The 19589-nt window shown below is 45.9% G+C and carries 21 protein-coding genes; 9 read left to right on the top strand and 12 right to left on the bottom strand.

The window, feature by feature from the left end; all coding sequences use genetic code 11:
- Position 1: 1 nt before the first annotated feature.
- On the bottom strand, positions 2–379 hold the full coding sequence (locus L1070_RS17535) for a BlaI/MecI/CopY family transcriptional regulator (protein ID WP_070983469.1): 378 nt from the start codon (positions 377–379) through the stop codon (positions 2–4).
- Positions 380–446: 67 nt separating this feature from the next.
- Positions 447–1139 carry a pseudouridine synthase gene (locus L1070_RS17530; RefSeq protein WP_237126541.1) on the bottom strand — a complete coding sequence of 231 codons (693 nt, stop codon included), beginning with the start codon at positions 1137–1139 and terminating at the stop codon, positions 447–449.
- A gap of 147 nt (positions 1140–1286) precedes the next feature.
- Here L1070_RS17530 and L1070_RS17525 point away from each other — a divergent pair, with 147 nt between their 5' ends.
- Together L1070_RS17525 and L1070_RS17520 are read left to right on the top strand one after the other, a co-directional pair.
- On the top strand, positions 1287–2126 hold the full coding sequence (locus tag L1070_RS17525; protein ID WP_237126540.1) for a glycosyltransferase: 840 nt from the start codon (positions 1287–1289) through the stop codon (positions 2124–2126).
- Positions 2127–2241: 115 nt separating this feature from the next.
- Positions 2242–2967, top strand: a complete 726-nt coding sequence (locus L1070_RS17520) for a hypothetical protein (RefSeq protein ID WP_237126539.1) — start codon at positions 2242–2244, stop codon at positions 2965–2967.
- Between the two features lie 68 nt (positions 2968–3035).
- Here L1070_RS17520 and L1070_RS17515 read toward each other — a convergent pair whose 3' ends face one another.
- The 8 genes from L1070_RS17515 to L1070_RS17480 all read right to left on the bottom strand — a co-directional run bounded on the left by L1070_RS17515 (position 3036) and on the right by L1070_RS17480 (position 10254).
- The gene (locus L1070_RS17515; RefSeq protein ID WP_237126538.1) at positions 3036–3920 is read right to left on the bottom strand and encodes an SDR family oxidoreductase; all 885 of its coding nucleotides are present in this window, start codon (positions 3918–3920) and stop codon (positions 3036–3038) included.
- Between the two features lie 68 nt (positions 3921–3988).
- Positions 3989–5476, bottom strand: coding sequence for a peptide MFS transporter (locus L1070_RS17510; RefSeq protein WP_237126537.1), 1488 nt, complete (start codon positions 5474–5476; stop codon positions 3989–3991).
- 98 nt (positions 5477–5574) lie between these two features.
- Positions 5575–6279 (bottom strand): HAD-IA family hydrolase, encoded by a 705-nt coding sequence (locus tag L1070_RS17505; RefSeq protein WP_237126536.1) that lies wholly within the window; start codon positions 6277–6279, stop codon positions 5575–5577.
- A 38-nt stretch (positions 6280–6317) separates the two neighbouring features.
- Positions 6318–7256, bottom strand: coding sequence for a tyrosine recombinase XerC (locus L1070_RS17500; protein WP_237126535.1), 939 nt, complete (start codon positions 7254–7256; stop codon positions 6318–6320).
- A gap of 8 nt (positions 7257–7264) precedes the next feature.
- Positions 7265–7891 carry a DUF484 family protein gene (locus L1070_RS17495; protein ID WP_237126534.1) on the bottom strand — a complete coding sequence of 209 codons (627 nt, stop codon included), beginning with the start codon at positions 7889–7891 and terminating at the stop codon, positions 7265–7267.
- A 17-nt stretch (positions 7892–7908) separates the two neighbouring features.
- Positions 7909–8739 carry a diaminopimelate epimerase gene (gene dapF / locus L1070_RS17490; RefSeq protein WP_237126533.1) on the bottom strand — a complete coding sequence of 277 codons (831 nt, stop codon included), beginning with the start codon at positions 8737–8739 and terminating at the stop codon, positions 7909–7911.
- A 66-nt stretch (positions 8740–8805) separates the two neighbouring features.
- Complete coding sequence (gene lysA, locus L1070_RS17485; RefSeq protein ID WP_237126532.1) at positions 8806–10059, bottom strand: diaminopimelate decarboxylase; 1254 nt, start codon at positions 10057–10059, stop codon at positions 8806–8808.
- Positions 10060–10254: a lipoprotein gene (locus L1070_RS17480; RefSeq protein WP_237126531.1), complete on the bottom strand. Its 195-nt coding sequence runs from the start codon at positions 10252–10254 to the stop codon at positions 10060–10062.
- A 122-nt stretch (positions 10255–10376) separates the two neighbouring features.
- Between L1070_RS17480 and cyaY the strand changes: the two genes are divergently transcribed.
- From cyaY to add, 7 genes are all read left to right on the top strand, one after another.
- Positions 10377–10697, top strand: coding sequence for an iron donor protein CyaY (gene cyaY, locus L1070_RS17475; protein ID WP_237126530.1), 321 nt, complete (start codon positions 10377–10379; stop codon positions 10695–10697).
- Positions 10697–11350 (top strand): dienelactone hydrolase family protein, encoded by a 654-nt coding sequence (locus L1070_RS17470; protein ID WP_237126529.1) that lies wholly within the window; start codon positions 10697–10699, stop codon positions 11348–11350. The genes cyaY and L1070_RS17470 overlap by 1 nt, the downstream gene beginning before the upstream one ends.
- A gap of 15 nt (positions 11351–11365) precedes the next feature.
- Positions 11366–12199, top strand: coding sequence for a DUF2914 domain-containing protein (locus tag L1070_RS17465; RefSeq protein WP_237126528.1), 834 nt, complete (start codon positions 11366–11368; stop codon positions 12197–12199).
- Between the two features lie 20 nt (positions 12200–12219).
- Positions 12220–13155, top strand: a complete 936-nt coding sequence (hemC, locus tag L1070_RS17460; RefSeq protein ID WP_237126527.1) for a hydroxymethylbilane synthase — start codon at positions 12220–12222, stop codon at positions 13153–13155.
- Positions 13155–14960: a uroporphyrinogen-III C-methyltransferase gene (locus L1070_RS17455; RefSeq protein WP_237126526.1), complete on the top strand. Its 1806-nt coding sequence runs from the start codon at positions 13155–13157 to the stop codon at positions 14958–14960. Before hemC ends, L1070_RS17455 begins: the two co-directional genes overlap by 1 nt.
- A complete protein-coding gene (locus L1070_RS17450) occupies positions 14957–16066 on the top strand; it encodes a heme biosynthesis HemY N-terminal domain-containing protein (RefSeq protein ID WP_237126525.1) in 1110 nt (369 codons plus the stop codon). The genes L1070_RS17455 and L1070_RS17450 overlap by 4 nt, the downstream gene beginning before the upstream one ends.
- 135 nt (positions 16067–16201) lie before the next feature.
- The gene (gene add, locus L1070_RS17445) at positions 16202–17194 is read left to right on the top strand and encodes an adenosine deaminase (protein WP_237126524.1); all 993 of its coding nucleotides are present in this window, start codon (positions 16202–16204) and stop codon (positions 17192–17194) included.
- A gap of 67 nt (positions 17195–17261) precedes the next feature.
- Here add and fre read toward each other — a convergent pair whose 3' ends face one another.
- Together fre and ubiD are read right to left on the bottom strand one after the other, a co-directional pair.
- Positions 17262–17975: an NAD(P)H-flavin reductase gene (gene fre / locus L1070_RS17440; RefSeq protein WP_070983488.1), complete on the bottom strand. Its 714-nt coding sequence runs from the start codon at positions 17973–17975 to the stop codon at positions 17262–17264.
- A gap of 77 nt (positions 17976–18052) precedes the next feature.
- Positions 18053–19528, bottom strand: coding sequence for a 4-hydroxy-3-polyprenylbenzoate decarboxylase (ubiD, locus tag L1070_RS17435; RefSeq protein ID WP_237126523.1), 1476 nt, complete (start codon positions 19526–19528; stop codon positions 18053–18055).
- Positions 19529–19589 lie beyond the last annotated feature (61 nt).

Raw genomic sequence — 19589 nt, 5'->3', positions numbered from 1 at the left:
GTTACTTTCCTTGCTTTTGTTCCCATTGCTCAATGATTTGTTTGAGCTCATCAATATCTTGCTGAGAGAGCTGCTCAGTTTTAGCAAAACCACTGACTAGCGGCGCAACGCGCCCGCGAAATAAGCGTGCAATAAAGTTTTGGCTTTCTTTTAGGGTGTATGCTTCACGGCCTATTGTGGGGGTGTAGATATATTCTCGACCTTGTTTTTCAAAACTCACCGCTTGCTTTTTTACTAGACGACTGACTAGGGTTTTGATGGTTTTTTCATGCCATTGTGTATCATCGCTCAAGCGTTTGACTATGTCGCTGGCTTTAGCCGGATAGCCTTGCCATAGGGCTTCCATCACGGCAAATTCCGCTTTAGAAAGTTCAATCATATTATTGCCTACAAATGTAATCGATAAATTAAGATTACACCTGTAATCAAAAACGTCAAGTCAATTTTTAATCTAATTTAAGGGCGTCTAGGGAGAGCGGATGAAATTGATTTTCGCTGAGCAGCGTCGAATCAAGCTCAAACCCTGCGATTCGCACGCGAAATAGGTCAATGACACGATAGCCACAATGCTTGGCCATTTTACGAATTTGTCGATTTAAGCCTTGTTTGAGCACAATCTTAAAGCGAGTGGGGGTGAGTAAGCAGACTTCACAAGGCAAGGTCAGTTGTCCGTCAATGGGAATGCCGGAGCTCATGGTGTGGCAAAAATTATCATCCAGTGGGCGGTCTACTTCTACCCAATATTCCTTTTCTACGTGGTGATCGGGGTGAATAAGACGTTGGCACAGCTCACCGTCATTGGTTAGCAACAATAGGCCTCGAGAATCCTTGTCTAGCCTGCCAATCGGGTAGACACGCTCGCCATGGGGTAGATGATGTATCAGGCTCGATGGGTCATCCATTTTCAGCTTACAGTCAATCCCAACGGGTTTGTGATACGCGTATAACACTTTTTTGGCAGGGCCCGTCACTTGTTGACCTGCAACCGTAATCAAGTCAGCGGGAGTCACATGGTCGATATGGTTGGCGGGTCGTCCGTTGACCATGACCTGACCTGCATCAATCAGGCGAGATGCCTGACGGCGGGAACAAATGCCAGCATGACCGAGGTATTTGGCAAGGCGCGTAGGGTGTGTCATGAGTGTAAAAAAGCTAGAAAATATCAACCAGAATAACACATTCTGCTTTATGGCTTTTACGAAAAATACTCGATTTGAAACTTTATATCGTGGTTTCTTATCCTCTTGGGGTAAAATACCCCGACGAAAAAAGGAGCTCGTTGAGTTATGAAAAAAGCCATTTTTACCCTCGCCATTGGTGACAACCCCATGTACCAAGCCGCTATATTAAGCTTTAAGCATTACGCGCAAAAAGTGGGGGCGGATTTAGTTGTGTCAGATCAGCTACATTATCCAATCGTAATTGAAAACCCAAAGTACAATGCGAGCCCAGCTTGGACTGAAAAGCTAAGAATAGGCGAATTGCTAAAAGAATATGATCGTGTTTTGTATGTAGATGCGGACGTGTTGATCACACCTCATGCGCGGGATGTATTTGAATTATATCCAGATATGAAAACCGCATATTGGTTCGATGAAGGGGTAATTCAAGAGCGAGAAGAAGATGTAGCGCAAGTATGCAAAGCATTGGGCGAGGTCGACTGGCCTCGTAACGATAACGGACCCGTTTATTACAATGCGGGTATCATCCTCACTTCGAATGAGTGCCCCTTGTTTCAGAAAACTCAGCTTAGCGATTTGCAACAGGTGTGTAATACCATAACTCATTATGATCAAAGCTATTTTAACTATACATTACATAAACATGGCATTTCTCATCAGTCATTTGACCGCAGCTTTAACCGTATGGATATGTTTGGCCATGATGACTATCTTGCAGCGGATTTTATCCACTATGCAGGTAAAGGTTATGCGAAAAACAGTCGCCGCCGTGATGTACAGTTTTTGAAGGACTTTGGGCAGTTTTATCAGGGAACAGTACCGCAGGCTGAAATCGAGAGACTACAAAATATGGCTTGGGATAGTTTCTTGGACGTTGTGTATAAGAAATACCCGTTACCAAATTGGTTGATCAAGCTGAGTAGTGAGGCTTTTGTAACTAGGTGATTTTTTTGTAAAAAACTGTTCCTAGTAAGTTTACGTGTTGAGCTTGTATGCTATTATGCCGCCGCTGTTCAATGACTCGAATAGCGCTCAATAACTTATATGAAAAGGAAACTTTATGACTTTATCTAAATTAGGCTTCTTGGCAGTGCTTGGCGCAACGACTTTAAGTGGTGTTGCGAATGCTAGTTCATATCAATACAGTGAGTTCCACTGGAAGCAAGGAGAAAATCAGGTGAGTCTGGGAACTTCACGTGATCGTGTGTGTTTTTTATCAAGCGTACAAGGTCACTTTGAAGGCTGGGGTGAATCAGTACACGTAAAAAAAATTGGTGCGAGTTACTACCTAGGTGGCAAGTCGAATCAAGATTCCGTTGAGGCGACAGCAACATGTGTAATTAACCCAAAAGGCGATAAATATACACAGTTTGATACGTGGGAGCAGGGGCAAAGTGACCTGTATTTAGGTGATCGACACAATGTATGTTTTTTAACAGCAATGGCTGGTAAATTCGAAGGCTGGAAAGAGGTTATTGAAGTTAAAAATACCAGCTATGGAGTATATTTGGGTGGTAGCTCAGATCAGCATAGTGTAAAAGCAAGTGCAGCGTGCTTAAGTCGTTATAATCCTAGCTTAAAGTCTTATACTTGGAAGCAGGGAGAGTCAGCGAAAATTTTAGCGTCATCAGCGAACACTGTTTGTTATTTAACGAAAATATCTGGCAAGTTCGAGGGTAATGGTGAGTGGGTTCGTTTATCACAAAATAATGGCTATTGGATGCTAAATGGCGCTTCTAAGCAAAGAGATGTGACCGCAACAGCAACCTGTACAAGCAGCTTTTAAGTTTATCTAGTTTGCAAGACTAGTTGGAGCCATGTTCTATGGCTCCATATAATTATTTAAATTTACACTCATATCTTATTGTGGGTTGCACCATTGATGATATCCCCAACCGCTGCCTTAAAATCTCTGCCATAAGCAATCCCCAACGGTTTTAGTCGTGAATCGGCTAATGCGCAGTTGTATGGACGCGCCGCAGTTTGTGTTGGTTTACCTTGTGGAATGAGTCGTTCGCTTGGGTAGCCTAAAATATCTGCCATCACGCAGGCCATGTCGAATTTAGTCATAGCCTGACTATCTGAAATATGAAAAATCCCGCCGAGTGCCTCAGATTGTTTGAGTAAGTCGCGCAATGTAAAGGCAATATCTTCAACATGAGTTGGGTAGCGGATAGCCCAATTATCATGACTGGTCTGCTCATCTTGTTTGAGTTGGGTGGCGATAATGGTCACGGCGGATTCGCTTAGCGAGGTGACGTCACCATAGAGCACGGGGACACGAATAATGGTGTGTAAGGGTGACGCGTTAAGCACTGCCTGTTCCGCTTGTTGTTTGGTTTGACCATATAAGTTTAACGGGTTAGGTGTGGCCGATTCATAATATGGCGCATCTTGGCCATTAAACACATAGTCAGTACTGATAAACAACAAACGGATATTGCGTTTAGCACACTCTTTGGCCAAAAACTCGCTGGCCGCAACGTTTAAAGCGATGGTTTGCTGTGGCGAATTTTCGCAAACATCGGGTTTTCGCTCGGCGGCGGCGTGAATTAACACCGTGGGTTTATGTAACTCTAAAAAGGTAATAACGGCCTGCTGATCAGCTAAATCTAAGGGTAAAATAGGCGCTGTAGCACGGCTAAATCCGGTGCCAACTACGGCAAATTCATGTTTGAGGGTTTTATATAGTGTGCGCCCCAGCAGTCCTGTTGCACCGGTGATCATAACCTTTTGCATAGCGGCTCTTCCTATTTATCCGATAGTGAGCCGCTAGCTTAACAAGATTAACTCATTGAAAAAACAAATTATGACTGGCTTGGCTGTTGTTCATGCTCCCAGCTTTTTGATTTCAAACTCAGTAGCGCGATAATGATACCTACACCAATACTGAATAAGCTGATCTGCAAGTACAAGTTGGGCATCTCTTCAACTTTGTTAGGGTCAAAGTTACCCGCTAACAAGCCTGAAATAATATTACCGATAGAGTAAGTGAGTACAAACACGCCCATCATCTGTCCTGCAAAGCGCTGTGGTGAGAGGCGGCTAACTGCACTCAGTGCAACGGGGCTTAAACATAACTCGCCCACCGTGTGTAAAAAGTACGTGGTGATCAACCAGTAAGGTGCTACTTTCAAGCCTTGTGCAGCGTATTGTGAAGCCATAAACATCACCAAAAAGCCACTGGCCATGATCACAAGACCAATAGCGCATTTGAGGTTGTATGATGGGGTGATCATGCGTTTGGCAAGGTTTATCCACAGCGCTGCGAAAAATGGCGATAGAATAATGATAAAGATGGCATTTGCTGATTGGAACCAAGCAGTTGGAATGCTAAAGGAGCCAACCATACGGTCGGTATAGTCACGGGCAAACAAGTTCAATGACGAACCAGCTTGTTCAAAGCCAGACCAAAAACAAGCTGAGGCAACACAGACAAAAAACAGCGCCCACATTTTCTTCTTTTCGTCTTCGGATAAGTTACCTTTAAAATAAATCAGCGCGTAGTAAGCAAAGAAAATAACGGTAAAGGCAACCGCCACATACTGGGCTAAAACCACAGGGTTAATCACAATAACACCGGTGTAGGTAAGTGCGGTTATCGTTGCAACACCTAACAACAGCAGCGCGATTCCCATCCAGACCTTTTTAGCCTGTTCAGGCGTAAAGGGGTTGGTTGGTGCATCGCCCACCCCCTCAATATTACCGATGGTTTTACGGTATTGGATAAGACCAACGGCCATACCCACCGCCGCCGCACCAAATGCGTAGTGCCAGCCCGCGTTTTCCATAAAGTAGCCACAGACGTAGTAACCTATGACTGAACCGATGTTAATGCCCATGTAGTAAATGGCATAGCCACTGTCACGACGTTCATCTTCTGAGTCATAGAGCTGACCGACCATGGCACTGATATTAGGCTTGAGTAAACCCGTACCTAGGGCCACAAAAATAAGGCCGATAAAGAAGGAGTGTTCAGAGGGAATGGCCAGAATTATGTGGCCACACATAATGATGATACCACCATACCAGACGGTTTTTTGCCCCCCTAACAGACGGTCGGCAACCCAACCTCCCGGTAATCCGAGGAAATATACTGCACCGGTGTATAAACCATAGATTGCGGCAGCTGAAGCTACAGTAAAGCCTAGGCCTTCCTGTTGTAAGCTGGCGGTCATGAATAAAACTAGTAGGGCACGCATACCGTAGTAACTCATGCGCTCCCACATTTCAGTGAAAAAGAGAGTTGAGAGGCCCTTTGGGTGACCAAAAAAGCCTGTATCCTGTGATGACATAGTTCACTTCCGTTATTATATTTCTCGTGTGAACCATTATTAGTACGTCAAACCATCACATATTGCAACCATCTCAGCTGAACCGAGTGGCGTATAAATCAGCGAACAAGAATCTGTAACTGATTGATATTATTTATTTCTATATCAGGTAGCCCCTGATAGTGATAGTGCGAGTCTTGATTATTCAGCCATACACTGTGACAGCCCGCCTCATTCGCGCCTTGAACATCGGTATCTAAACTATCGCCGATATGCAGAATGTTACTATGGTGTACGTTGAGTTGTTGCGCTGCAACATCGAACATATCGCTATAGGGCTTGGCTCGGCCATCTTTACCGGCTTGGAGCACCAACGAGAAGACGCCAGCAAGGTTGAATTTATCGACCTCAACATTACCGTTGGTGATGGCAATTAGCATGTAATGTTGCTTTAGGTTGGCGAGCAACTCCAGTACCGATTCGCTCACGGTGATTTGGCTGCGGGCTTGAGCAAATGCCTCATAGGCTTGTTGCGCGTGAATACGTGCTTCCGATTCGTTGTAACCACAGGTTAGCATGGCTATATAAAGCGCTTGTTGTCGCCAGGCAGTTACATCATGCGTCAGTTCAGGAGTTGCCTGTGCGGCTTGGTTACGGCATTTCGTCCAAAACTGGGCGTCTTGTTTTGGCCAGCGGGAGAGCTTTAGCAAATAGTTGTGCTGCGCTTGTAGCGCTGAGCGAATGATGGGGTGATTGTCGTACAGGGTGTCGTCTAAATCAAAGCTCAATACCTTCACTTTGTCTATCGCCCGATTAAACCTCATATTGACTGCCTTTTTGATTTGAGTTGTTACACATAGTGTTAATTTTCATCAGAATTTGAATGGCGCTTTTTCGCTCTTGGGTGTGCTTTGTCGTATACCTTAGCGAGATGCTGAAAGTCGACATGGGTATACACTTGCGTGGCCGACAGACTGGTATGCCCCAGCATCTCTTGAATTGCTCTTAAGTCACCACTGGACTCCAGCATGTGACTGGCAAAGGAGTGGCGTAACTTGTGAGGATGGATGGGCGTGCTAATACCTTGTTTTAGGCCCCATTCTTTCATGCGCTCACGTACGTGACGGATAGAAATACGTTGCTTACGCTTACTTAAAAAAACCGCCACTTCACCTTCGTTGGCAAATTGTGTTCGCAGCGCTAACCAGCTCTCTAAAGCCTCGAGCGCCTTTCCTCCGACGGGGATCACGCGCTCCTTATTGCCTTTACCCAGCACTCTAATTTCACCGTCGCGAATATCACCCAGATTGACATTTACTAATTCACTGATGCGAAGGCCGCTTGAATACATCAGCTCCATCATAGCCTTATCTCTGATCGCTAGGGCATCATCATCGCCAATAGATAGCAGTTGTGCCATTTGGTCCACATCGAGATTTTTAGGCAGCGGCTTATCAAATTTGGGACCTTTAATACCTTCACCTGGATTGGTGAAGGTACTGTGTGAGGTGTATTTCGCTTTTAGAAACTTGTAGAGGCTGCGAATACAACTGAGTTTGAGGTTGATGCTGCGCGGGTTATATTGCTTAGTGCGCAAGTGCATACTAAAGCGGCGAATTTGCTCACTGCTGACGCTCAGCCAGTCATTCGCGAGCGGTGAAAAATACTCCGCAGCCTGTAACAATTGTGTTTGATACTGGCTCAGTGTATGGGCCGAGTAACGTTTCTCATGGCGTAAATAGTCCATAAAGTCAGCAATGGGTTGCTGCCACTGTTCGCTGAGGGCCTGTTGGTCTGCCATTTTTTGCCTTAAGCCAGTGCGCTTAAGCGTACCTGCAAGGTTGTGACAAACTCTTGCATAAATAAAATGTCATTGGTTGGCGAGAAGTGCTCAGCATGGTCACTGGCAAACGCCAAGATGGCTTCTGGCTTGTCACGGTTACCAATTAAATAAAGCGCCACTGAGCGTACGTCATCATTATCTGGCCACAACTGTTGTTGCTCCTGTTTAGATAAACGGCCAAGATAAACTCCATTATTGAGTAAGCGAGCGTTTACTAATTGGCTGAATCTTGTGTCATATGGGAGCAATTGACAGCTCATGATATTTGCTGGGCGGCTTAAGGTATCAGCAAGCGCTATGGCAAGCTCATCAAAGCTCGTGCAGTGCCACAGCTGTCTTTGGCATTCACTGAGTAATTTGAATATCTGTTCGTTTTCTAAAGCACTGCGGGACATGCCCTGCAGTTGTTGTTTGAGCTGTTGGTTTTGCTCTCTGAGTAAGCGTTGTTGCTGCAGTGCCAGGTTGGGTAAGCCTTGACTCTTGCCATGTAGATCCATTTCCAACAACACATAGGGATGATTGAGTAAAAAATCCGGGTGACGGCTTAAGTAATCACAGATTGATTGCTCATCAAAGTTTGTTTTTGTACTCATGATATACCCCAGTATTGTTACAACGAGATCTGTCCATCAAATACATGCTCCGCTGGCCCGGTCATTTTGACGCTGTGCCCTTCGCCTTGCCAGCGAACTTGCAAACTACCACCGGGCAGATCAACTCGAACTGTATTGGCTAGTTTCTTTTGCATAATGCCCACTACCACGGCGGCACAAGCGCCGCTGCCACAGGCTAAGGTTTCTTGTGCACCACGCTCCCATACTCTGAGCTTAATATGTTCAGAGTTAAGAATTTGCATAAAGCCAATGTTAGCACGCTCGGGAAATCGCTCGTGGGTTTCCAAAAGTGGCCCTAAGGTTTGCACGTCGGCAGTTTCAATGTCATCCACTTCAAGAACACAATGCGGATTACCCATCGAGACCACGCCGCAAAATACCGTATGTTCCTGCGCGCGCATAATGTAAGTTAGCTCAGGTTTACTGGCTTTGAACGGAATACTGGCCGGCGCAAACTGTGGATGTCCCATATTGACGGTCACCTGACCATCTTTTTCAGAATAAAGCGTAATATTGCCCGATTTAGTCGAAACGGATACCTTGTGCCGATTAGTGAGCCCTTTCATACGCACAAAGCGTGCAAAACAGCGCGCACCGTTACCACACTGTTCAACTTCACTGCCATCGGAATTAAAAATACGATAATGAAAATCAAGTTCAGGCGAGTAGGGCGCTTCAACCATGAGTAGTTGGTCAAAGCCTACACCAAAGTTTCTATCTGCGAGTTTCTTAATTTGATCACGGGACAAAAATACATTCTGGGTGATGTTATCGACCACCATAAAATCATTGCCCAAGCCATGCATTTTTGAAAAATTTACAAACATAATGTCTTAATAAAACTCCTGATGAGTTAACTTTGCCATGCTAGGGGCACCGCTGTCATTAATAAATTAAGGTAATAAATGTTCGCCCTGCCAAAGCGAAGATAACGTTTCTCTTTGACGCACAAGGTGGCACGTATCACCGTCTACCATAAGCTCGGCAACCCGTGGGCGTGAATTATAATTGGAGCTCATGGTAAAACCATAAGCCCCCGCACTGCGCTGTGCCAGCAAATCGCCCTCTTGAATCGCCAGAGGTCGGTTCTTACCAAGAAAGTCCCCAGTTTCACATACTGGCCCTACCACATCGTAGTTATGTGTTGGCGTGCCATCATCACGAGGGTTGATGGCAATAATATTTTGCCAAGCTTGGTACAGTGATGGGCGCAGCATGTCGTTCATACCTGCATCCACAATGGCAAAGTGTTTACCCTGTGAGCATTTTAAGTATTCAACTTTGGTGACTAAAATTCCGGCATTGGCGGCAATGGCGCGACCTGGCTCAAATACTAACTCAAGCGTTGGGTAGGCACTGAGCTTTGCTTTCACCTCTGCAGCATAGGCGCTTGGGTGAGGCGGTTTCTCACTGTCATACGGCACTCCTAAGCCACCGCCAATGTCTAAGTGGTGTAACTCTATGCCAGCAGTTTTGAGCTGTTCAACTAACGCCAATACCTTATCGAGTGCCGCTAAAAACGGTTCTATTTCTGTCAGTTGTGAACCGATATGAAAATCAACACCCACCACTTCGATGCCAGGCAGAGCATAGGCTAATTGATACACTTCAAAGGCTTGTTTGATATCGATACCAAATTTGTTTTCTTTCAATCCGGTAGAAATATAAGGATGTGTTTTAGCATCGATATCCGGATTAACACGTATCGAAATACGTGCCGTGGTGTTCATTTCATTGGCAACTTGGCTGATGCGCTTTAATTCAGCGCTGGACTCAACGTTAAAGCACTTGATGTTATGAGACAGTGCATAGGCGATTTCATCGGCGGTTTTCGCCACGCCAGAGAAGACGACTTTACTCGGGTCGCCTTTGGCTTCTAATACACGCGCTAACTCCCCCTTAGAAACGATATCAAAGCCTGCCCCTAAACGAGCGAGTACGTTTAGCACCGCGATATTGGAGTTCGCTTTGACGGCATAACAGACTAAGTGAGGGTGGCCTGCGGCCGCGTCGGTGAATGCGTGGTAATGCCGCTCTAATGTTTTGCGAGAGTACACATAGCATGGAGTGCCATACTGGTTAGCGATATCCGTAACGGATACATCCTCTGCAAACAGTTGTTGCGCTTTGTATTGAAAAAAATCCATCTAACCTTCCTGCTGTTTCTTGGGCGCATCTTTTTTTTGCTTGATATTAGCATCTGATGCTTTGGGTGTTTGGTTAGTGCTCTTAGGTTGCTGCTCTGGTAAATATAGTGGTCCACTTTGTCCACAGCCTACTAAGATAAGCGTAGTGAAGATTAACAAAAATAATAAGCCAGATTGAGAGAGTGTCGCTTTCATTAGATTAATGATGTCAGTGCCTTTATAATCGCAGAGTAACAGAATTCGTAAAAAAAGCAGCTATTGAAACGAGTATTTTCATGCTTGAATAGCTAAAACTTTGTACAAATGAGGGATATCATATGACTGATTCCGAGTACCATGAGTTGGCTGATGCCTTGATGCTTACCATAGAAGAACAAATTGATGACTGTGACGCCGATTTAGACTATGAGTCTGCGGCCGGCATTTTAGAGATCATTTTCGCTGACAAGAGCAAAATAGTGATCAACAAACAAGCCCCGTTGCATCAAGTATGGGTTGCGACCAAATTTAATGGCTATCACTTTGAACTTCATGAAAATAAGTGGATAGACAATCGTTCCGGTGCTGAGTTTTGGCAATTTATGTGTGATGCGGCAACGCGTCAGGCCGGTTCCCAAATCAACTGGCAGCATGACTGATGTTACAGTATGTAGAATACGCTGCCGAAGGTCAGCACAAAGCAAGCATCATTTGGTTACACGGGTTAGGTGACTCAGGCGAAGGGTTTTTACCTATTGCGCCTGAGCTAGATTTACCAGATGAACTCGGTGTTAGATTTATTTTTCCTCATGCTCCTGAGCAGGCCGTCACCATCAATGGTGGCATGGTGATGCGTGCTTGGTATGACATCAAAACAATGGATCTTGATAATCGCGCAGATGAAACGGGTGTCAGAGAATCTGCTGAGGCAGTTGCGGCATTAATACAAGGCGAACTGGATAAAGGGATTGCCCCTGAGCGCATCATTTTGGCTGGCTTTTCACAAGGTGGAGTGATTGCTTTACATGTGGCACCTAGACTTGAATATAAGCTCGGCGGGGTGATGGCGTTGTCTACCTACATGTGCGTGCCGCAAAAGCTTGCTGCTGAGGCCAAGCAAAGTGAGTTAAACATCTTTATGGCACACGGCAGTCAGGATCCAGTTGTCGCGATGTCAGCTGGGCAACAAGCTTATAGCGTCTTGCACAAACAGGGTTATCAGGTAAGCTGGCAGGACTACCCGATGGCTCATCAGGTGTGTTACGAAGAACTTATTGCGATCCGTCAATGGTTGATCGCAACACTGTCTTAATTAGGAGCTGCAACAATGACACAAAGGATCGTTATAAAAACTGCGGTGAGCAAAGTACCACAAGCAAGCACTGAGGTAAGGTATCAGTGGCACTGGCGACGTATATTTGCAGCGTCGAGTGCGGTGTTGTTGTTCGCAGCGGCCCTTGTTTATGGCTTACTTAACTCGGTCAATGCCATTGAAATGACAACCATGGATAGCCAATCACAGCCTTTATTGGATAGTGAAGCCGCATTAGTTGCTGACAGTGAGCAGGTTGACACCATTAGCGCTCCAAGCGATGTGTCAACAGCTCAAGATGTGGAGCCCGTTACCACGCAGGAACTCGTTTTGGCATCAGATAGCGTGCGTGAAGCAGAATCCGCAGAGGCAACTGACGCAGTGACTGACGATGACATCAACGAGCTAGAGTCGGTGCCGTCGCAGCAGTCAGACAATGAAATTGAAACCGCCAATGCCTTCGCAGAGGATGCCAACATCACTAATGTTGCGTTGGGGGCACAGATAGACAGTAACCTGGTTAGTCGAGCGGTACTGACTACAGGCATTGCAGATAGAGAACCCATCGACGTACTTAAAGAACACCTTGAGCAAACAGATTTTACTGAGAAGCTGTTTTTCTTTACCGAAATAAACAATATGCAAGGGCAAACCGTACAGCACTTGTGGTTTCACCAAGATCAGCTAATGGCTGAGATCCCGTTGCAAATCAGTGCTATTCGTTTTCGTACGTATTCAAGTAAAAATATCATGCCAAGCCAAACTGGCCCTTGGCGCGTGGAAGTTGTGACCGAGCAAGGTCAGCTACTTGCGCAAAAATCTTTTCGAATTTTATCAGAGGCCGATTAAAGGTCTATCAAAGGTTGACTATGACACAACAACATACCCTACGAATTGCAACAAGAAAAAGTGCTTTGGCGCTGTGGCAAGCGGAATTTGTTAAAGCACAACTGCTGCACTTTCACCCAGAACTCAAGGTTGAGTTGGTGCCCATGTCCACACAAGGGGATATTATTCTTGATACGCCTTTGGCTAAAATTGGTGGCAAAGGGTTGTTTGTAAAAGAACTCGAGCAAGCAATGTTAGACGGCCGTGCTGATATTGCCGTGCACTCTATGAAAGACGTACCCGTTGAGTTTCCTGAGGGGTTGGAACTTTACACCATTTGTGAGCGCGAAGACCCACGAGACGCATTTGTGTCAAACAGCTATAAGCAATTACGTGACTTACCTCAAGGGGCGGTAGTTGGTACCTCAAGTTTGCGTCGTCAATGTCAAATTCGCGCATTGCGCCCAGACCTAGACATCCGTGATTTACGCGGTAACGTTAATACTCGCTTAGCGAAATTAGACAATGGTGACTATGACGCCATTATTCTTGCGGCTGCAGGCTTGCTACGTTTGGAAATGTCTGAGCGCATCGCAAGTTATATTGAGCCAGAGCAGTCTTTACCTGCTAATGGGCAAGGCGCGGTAGGGATTGAATGTCGCAGTGATGATACGTTAACTAAGAGTCTGTTAGCGCCACTGGAGCATGCAGAAACGCGAATTCGAGTTCTCGCCGAGCGTGCCATGAACCGTCGCTTGGAGGGGGGCTGTCAGGTGCCTATCGGTGCTTACGCACAAGTCAGTGGTGATCAGGTGCAACTAAGAGGGTTAGTGGGCGCTGTTGATGGCAGCGAAATTTTACGTGCTCAAGTGTCAGGCCGTAGTGAGGACGCAGAGCAATTAGGGATTGAATTGGCTGAGCAATTATTAGCACAAGGTGCAGATAAAATCCTCGCCGAGGTTTATAAAGGCGCTTAATGATGCGCATTGCCATTACGCGGCCCGAAGGAAAGGGGCTGCAACTATCACAGCTACTTGAAAAAGACGGTATTTACAATGTACATACGCCCGTGCTGCGTATTGAACCCTGTGAGCTTAATGCGGCACAACTGGCACCGCTAAGCGATGCAGATATAATTGTATTTATCTCGCAGGATGCGGTTAAGCAATTGGCCGCCCAAGTGGATGCCCTACCTACCAACGCACAGCTATTTGCGGTGGGCGAACAAACGGCTAAAGCAGTACAAGATTGCTTTTCTCGAAGTGCAGTTGCGCCTGTTCAGCAAGATTCTGAAGGGCTATTGGCGCTTGCTCCGTTACAAAACATAGATGCGAAGCAGGTGGTGCTGGTAAAAGGCCAAGGAGGGAGAGCCCTGCTGGCCAAAACGTTTAAGCAGCGAGGTGCGATTTTAAATATATGTGCTGTTTATCAACGTGTGCCAGAACAGTCTGACTCAAGCAGCTGGTTAGACCTCTGGCGAATAGAACAAATTGACGGTATAGTCATTACCAGCAATGCAGCAATTGATGCGGTGTTTAATTGTCAACAAAGTGAATATGTCGACTGGCTGAAAAGTTGCCATTTTTTCTTGGTAAGCCAGCGTAGCGCAAGCTATTTACACGATACTTACGGCGTTAGCAAAACGCATATAAGTGTTGCAAAAGGGCCAGATGATCTGGCGATTTATACAAGCATAGTGCCACATCAACATCAGCAAGGTAGCCATATGAGCGAGCAAGAAAAGCAACCTGAAGCAGCAAAACCTGAGACCGTAACGCACACACCTCAGCCAGTTTTTAAACAAAAAGTCAGTAAGCTTGCAATCTTAGCCTTACTGGTAGCCCTTACAGGGGGAGCAGCGACCGCAGGGCTCATCATTCATGGCCAGCAAATCAGTGACAAAACTTATGCGGCACTTGCACAATTACGTGCCGATAATGCCTTACTCAGCGAACAATTAAAGCAAACTCAATCACAACTGGCATCTGTACAAAGCGTGCAGCAAGGGCAGCGCGGTGCGATTGAGCAGCAGCTTACAATGCAATCACAAACGGTAGAGGCGCAATTGCAAGCGGCGCTTTCTCAAGCCAAGCAGCAGATCAGTGGTGCCCTGAGTAGTGAGGCTCTGTATTTGCAACGCATGGCACAGTTTAAGGCGAATGCAGAGCAAGACTTTCAAGGCGCCAGTGCCGTATTACAGCGTTTGTATGAAGTCGTGCAAAATGAGACAGACAATACGGCTGTGCTCAGTGCTATAGCGACTGATATCGCTATGTTGCAGGCTCAGCCAAAGCCTGCATATGAAGGTATCTATCTAAAGTTACATGGGATGTTACAGCAGGTAGACGAGCTGGCTTTGAAAACGTTGCACCTCCCTGAGCCAAAAGAAACGCAAAATACCGAGCTTTCAAGCGACTTAAATGACTTCCAAAGTAATTTGAAAAAGACTTGGCAGAATCTTGTAGATGACTTTATTAAAATCAGAACTCGTGAAGTTGCGGTGATTGACCCGTTGCTTGATAGTGAACAACAGCAGCTACTTAGAGCGCAATTACGTAGCCATCTATCTCAAGCGCAAAGTGCCCTGATGGACAAACAAGCCAGTATCTTTTTTAGTGCGTTGGAGTCTGCTAAGCAGACGCTGAGTAAATATTACGATACTCGCGATGACGGTGTGCAAGCGGTGCTTGAGCAAATAGGGCAATTGCAAAACATGGGGCTGCAATTCAACACGCAGGTTGAGCTTAGCAGCAGCACAGCCCTCAAGGAGTGGTTACAATGATTAAAACGCTGATGGTGATAGCCGTGGTTGCTTTGGCCATGGCGGCAGGTCATTTACTCATAGACGAAAAAGGGTATGTTTTAATCGCCTTTAATGATACGACGATAGAAGGCACCATCGTGGCGTTTGTGATTTTGCTTTTTATGGTGCTAATAGGTGCGTGGTTAGCATCGAAACTGCTGGTGTTAGTATGGCAAATCTATCGCAAAACCACAGGACATTTTGGCAATAAAAAACGTGCTAAGTCACAACAAGCTCTAAACCAAGCGTTTTGGGGGATGTTGAATGACGATGCTTATGCCGTGAAAAGTGCCTTTGCTAAAAGCAATGCACCGATTCAGTGGCAAGACCAGCAACATGCCTTACAAGCCAAAGCGGCTTTGCAATCTGGTGATCAAGCAGGCGCGTTGCAGCACTTACAAGCGATGTCTGATGAGGCGCAAGCTCAAGTGCCTAAGTTATGGTTAAAGGCAAATCAAACGGAGCAGGCGTTAGCGCTGCTGTCACAACCGATGCAGCAGAAAAAGCCCAGTGCGGCTGCAGTGAGTAGTTACCTTGATGGATTGTTACAAGAGCAAAAGCTGGCAGAAGTTGTTGAAACATTGTCGAGCAAATACAAGCAACTTGATTTGACAGAGACCTACTGGCAAGGGTTCTTTAAACGCTTTTTTAACCTTGCACAACAAGATGCGACGGACTATTTGTCACAGTTACCCAAGACAGTACAGGCCCATGCTCAGCAGTCTTACCTACAAACGATGGCCAGTCAGGGGCAGTTAGCCAAGATCCATGATGTATTGGCAAAGTTGCTCAAAAAGGGGCAGTACCATCAACTTGCATCGGTATTGGCACATGCTAAAGGTAGTGATACCAAGCTCACTCAAGCGATTCAAAATAACTTGAAGAAGCAGGAACAAAACAGCGAGTTACTTTTTTGTTTAGCCTGTATGGCGAATGCAGAAGGGGATTTTGAACTTGCGGCAAAAATATTTGCAAGTTTGCCTGAACAGGATTGGCAACCCATTTGGGTCGAGCCTGCACTGCACAGCTTTGAGCGAACAGGCCAGTATCAGCGGGCTTATCAACTTGCTCGCCATCAGTGGTAAAAGGTAAAGCCAGCCGAGTGCTGGCTTTTTTGTACTTGTATTAATATTGAGCAATACTAAAAATGGACATGTGTCCTTGATCTTTATTTGGGGGCGCGTATGATCCGCAAAATTTTATCTGCAGCCGAGTGACCTATGATCAATAACAACCTACCTTTGCTTGATTTACACCGCCACCTTGATGGAAACGTACGAGCGAGTACGATTTTAGAGCTTGGTCAGCAATTTAATTTGCCTTTGCCAGCTCAAAACTTAGAAGGGCTGAGAGAGCACGTACAGGTGCTGGACAATGCCCCTGATTTAATGGCTTTTTTGGCCAAGTTAGATTGGGGCGTTAAAGTGTTGGGAGATTATGACGCATGTCGCCGGATTGCGATGGAAAATGTGGCGGATGCTCAAGCACAGAGTATTGATTACACCGAACTGCGCTTTAGCCCTTATTATATGGCCCAAAGTCATAACTTACACCCGCAAGGGGTTGTTGAAGCAGTTGTCGATGGTGTTAAAGCGGCTACCAAGGGACAAGATATCAAAGTGAATTTGATTGGTATTATGTCGAGAACGTTTGGTGTAGAAAAATGCCAGTATGAACTGGATGCGTTGTTGGCTTTTAAAAATGACCTGGTGGCAGTGGATTTAGCTGGAGATGAAATCGGCTTTCCTGGCAACCTCTTTATTGATCACTTCAAGCAGGTTCATGATGCCTATCTAGCGGCAACAATTCATGCAGGTGAAGCACGAGGAGCTGAAAGTATTTGGCAAGCTATTCAAGAGCTTGGCGCGACACGCATCGGCCATGGCGTAAAGGCAATTGAAGATCCTGCTTTGATGGATTATTTACGAGATAATCGTATTGGTATCGAGTCTTGTTTAACAAGCAATATTCTAACCAGCACGGTTGCAAGTCTCGAAACGCATCCTTTAAAACGCTTTTTAGACCACGGCATTTTGGCGTGTATTAACACCGATGATCCTGCAGTTCAGGGGATTGAACTGGCACACGAGTATCAGGTGGCAGCTCCTCAGGCTGGTCTAAGTCAGAACGATATTGAGCAAGCGCAGCGTAATGCGTTAGAGATTGCCTACTTAAGTGACAGCGACAAAAAAGCACTGCTAGCTAGGGGTTAATGGGCACGTTGTTAAATACATAAAAAAACGCGCCATCTGGGCGCGTTTTTTCTAAGAACATTGTTTGCTACTTAATGAATGCAAATGCATCTGCATACATGTGCTCACGCTCTGCACCATGATTAATAAAGTCATCGCGTACGATACCAATCATATCAAATCGGCCAGCCATATAAATGCTGTAAGGCTCTAATGAAACGATGTCTTTCATCACTGCTTTATGTACAAAGCCTGTGTGTCCTTGCCAATCACCGCTTGGGTTTTCAACGACAGGGATAAACTGGAAGTTTTTACGTGATGCAGCCCAAGCTTCCATTTCCTGTTTTGCATATAGAGCAGACTCATCTTTTACGCCCCAGTAAAACAAAACGGGTTGGTCAAAACCAATTTCGGCCAGATGATCAGCCATTGACTTCACATAAGAGAACCCCGTGCCACCGGCTAGCAAAACGATTGGGCGTTGGTGATCAACACGTAGTTGTGACACGCCAAGGCCCACTTCTAATGATACTGGCGTGTTGCTTTGATGGGCTTCTCGCAAATGTTCTAACGCCTGCATGGCGTATGAGTCTGCACCTGAGGCACCGATGTGTAACTCAAGCTCATTGCGTAACGATGGACGGCTGGCGATAGAAAAAGCGCGTTTATCTTTTTCACCCAATACCAGTTGTAAATAATGTCCTGCTTCAAATGTAACAGCCTCCTCAGGAGTCAGTGTTACTTTATGAACAAACTCTGTAAGTGGGCTGATGGCGGCCACTTCAGCTTTAACTAATTGCATATTTTACCTTTAGCACGGCGGTTATATTGATTATTTGTATAAAGTATCAGCACTTTATCACAGCCAAGATGGTTATCCTATGACTCCAGCTTAATACCTAGACTGTCCCAGATCTCATCAACGCGTTGCTTGGTGGCATCATCCATAACGATGGGCTCCCCCCATTCACGATCTGTCTCTCCTAGCCACTTATTGGTTGCGTCCATCCCCATTTTTGAACCTAACCCCGAAACCGGCGAAGCGAAGTCCAAATAGTCTATTGGGGTATTATCAATTAAGGTGGTATCTCGCGTTGGATCCATACGTGTTGTGATAGCCCAAATGACATCATTCCAATCGCGGGCATTGACGTCGTCATCACATACAATCACAAACTTGGTGTACATGAACTGTCTTAAAAATGACCAAACACCCATCATCACCCGCTTTGCATGACCTGGGTACTGCTTCTTCATGGTTACAACGGCCATGCGATAAGAGCACCCCTCAGGCGGTAAGTAAAAATCTACAATTTCAGGAAATTGTTTCTGTAAGATGGGCACAAACACTTCATTGAGTGCCACGCCTAAAATAGCTGGCTCATCGGGTGGGCGGCCGGTATAGGTGCTGTGATAGATAGGATCTTTACGGTGCGTAATATGCGTGACAGTCATCACTGGAAAGTCATCAACTTCATTGTAATAACCGGTGTGATCTCCATAAGGTCCCTCTGGCGCTAGCTCGCCGGGCATGATATGTCCTTCCAGTATAATCTCCGCATTGGCGGGGACTTGTAAATCGTTGGAGATAGACTTGATGACTTCAGTTTTTGCGCCACGTAACAGACCTGCGAATGCGTATTCGCTAAGCGTGTCGGGAACAGGGGTGACTGCCCCTAAAATGGTTGCGGGGTCGGCACCTAAGGCAACGGAGACGGGATAAGGTTCACCTGGGTTTTCTTTACACCACTCCTGAAAATCCAGCGCGCCACCACGGTGAGACAGCCAACGCATAATAATTTTGTTTTTACCCAGCAGTTGCTGGCGATAAATGCCTAGATTTTGTCGCTTTTTGTAAGGGCCTCGGGTGACCGTTAAGCCCCAAGTGATGAGCGGAGCGGCATCGCCTGGCCAGCAATGCTGAATCGGTAACTGAGTTAAGTCTACCTCACCACCACTGAGCACCACTTCCTGACAAGGTGCTTTACGCAGTTCTTTAGCAGGCATATTAAGAACTTGCTTATAAGCGGGTAATTGTCCGAGCGCTTCTTTAATGCCTTTTGGTGGTTCAGGTTCTTTCAAAAAGGCAAGTAGTTTACCCACTTCGCGCAGTGCGCTGACATCCTCTTGCCCCATTCCCATCGCAACGCGTTTGGCGGTACCAAACAGGTTGGCGAGTACGGGAATATCAAAACCGATAGGGTTTTCAAATAGTAACGCCGGACCGCCCGCTCTGAGTGTGCGGTCTGCGATTTCGGTCATTTCTAACTTAGTGGAAACTGGCTGTGAGATACGTACCAACTCACCTTGCGCTTCTAAGCGCGCGATAAAATCTCGCAAGTCTTTATATTTCATTTCGTTACTGGGTACTTGAATTTGGTTTCAGTATATCAACTTGACTTTGAAATGGCAGTAA

The organism is Pseudoalteromonas sp. MMG022 (assembly GCF_021654245.1).
Taxonomy (GTDB): Bacteria; Pseudomonadota; Gammaproteobacteria; order Enterobacterales; family Alteromonadaceae; genus Pseudoalteromonas; species Pseudoalteromonas amylolytica.
The sequence above is the reverse complement of the archived record's forward strand: the minus strand, read 5'-3'. Positions and strand labels throughout refer to the sequence as shown.

Bases quoted from the DNA above. Each gene is read 5' to 3' on its own strand.
- L1070_RS17535 (WP_070983469.1), bottom strand. From the start codon at position 379: ATGATTGAACTTTCTAAAGCGGAATTTGCCGTGATGGAAGCCCTATGG.
- L1070_RS17530 (WP_237126541.1), bottom strand. From the start codon at position 1,139: ATGACACACCCTACGCGCCTTGCCAAATACCTCGGTCATGCTGGCATT.
- L1070_RS17525 (WP_237126540.1), top strand. From the start codon at position 1,287: ATGAAAAAAGCCATTTTTACCCTCGCCATTGGTGACAACCCCATGTAC.
- L1070_RS17520 (WP_237126539.1), top strand. From the start codon at position 2,242: ATGACTTTATCTAAATTAGGCTTCTTGGCAGTGCTTGGCGCAACGACT.
- L1070_RS17515 (WP_237126538.1), bottom strand. From the start codon at position 3,920: ATGCAAAAGGTTATGATCACCGGTGCAACAGGACTGCTGGGGCGCACA.
- L1070_RS17510 (WP_237126537.1), bottom strand. From the start codon at position 5,476: ATGTCATCACAGGATACAGGCTTTTTTGGTCACCCAAAGGGCCTCTCA.
- L1070_RS17505 (WP_237126536.1), bottom strand. From the start codon at position 6,279: ATGAGGTTTAATCGGGCGATAGACAAAGTGAAGGTATTGAGCTTTGAT.
- L1070_RS17500 (WP_237126535.1), bottom strand. From the start codon at position 7,256: ATGGCAGACCAACAGGCCCTCAGCGAACAGTGGCAGCAACCCATTGCT.
- L1070_RS17495 (WP_237126534.1), bottom strand. From the start codon at position 7,891: ATGAGTACAAAAACAAACTTTGATGAGCAATCAATCTGTGATTACTTA.
- dapF (WP_237126533.1), bottom strand. From the start codon at position 8,739: ATGTTTGTAAATTTTTCAAAAATGCATGGCTTGGGCAATGATTTTATG.
- lysA (WP_237126532.1), bottom strand. From the start codon at position 10,059: ATGGATTTTTTTCAATACAAAGCGCAACAACTGTTTGCAGAGGATGTA.
- L1070_RS17480 (WP_237126531.1), bottom strand. From the start codon at position 10,254: ATGAAAGCGACACTCTCTCAATCTGGCTTATTATTTTTGTTAATCTTC.
- cyaY (WP_237126530.1), top strand. From the start codon at position 10,377: ATGACTGATTCCGAGTACCATGAGTTGGCTGATGCCTTGATGCTTACC.
- L1070_RS17470 (WP_237126529.1), top strand. From the start codon at position 10,697: ATGTTACAGTATGTAGAATACGCTGCCGAAGGTCAGCACAAAGCAAGC.
- L1070_RS17465 (WP_237126528.1), top strand. From the start codon at position 11,366: ATGACACAAAGGATCGTTATAAAAACTGCGGTGAGCAAAGTACCACAA.
- hemC (WP_237126527.1), top strand. From the start codon at position 12,220: ATGACACAACAACATACCCTACGAATTGCAACAAGAAAAAGTGCTTTG.
- L1070_RS17455 (WP_237126526.1), top strand. From the start codon at position 13,155: ATGATGCGCATTGCCATTACGCGGCCCGAAGGAAAGGGGCTGCAACTA.
- L1070_RS17450 (WP_237126525.1), top strand. From the start codon at position 14,957: ATGATTAAAACGCTGATGGTGATAGCCGTGGTTGCTTTGGCCATGGCG.
- add (WP_237126524.1), top strand. From the start codon at position 16,202: ATGATCAATAACAACCTACCTTTGCTTGATTTACACCGCCACCTTGAT.
- fre (WP_070983488.1), bottom strand. From the start codon at position 17,975: ATGCAATTAGTTAAAGCTGAAGTGGCCGCCATCAGCCCACTTACAGAG.
- ubiD (WP_237126523.1), bottom strand. From the start codon at position 19,528: ATGAAATATAAAGACTTGCGAGATTTTATCGCGCGCTTAGAAGCGCAA.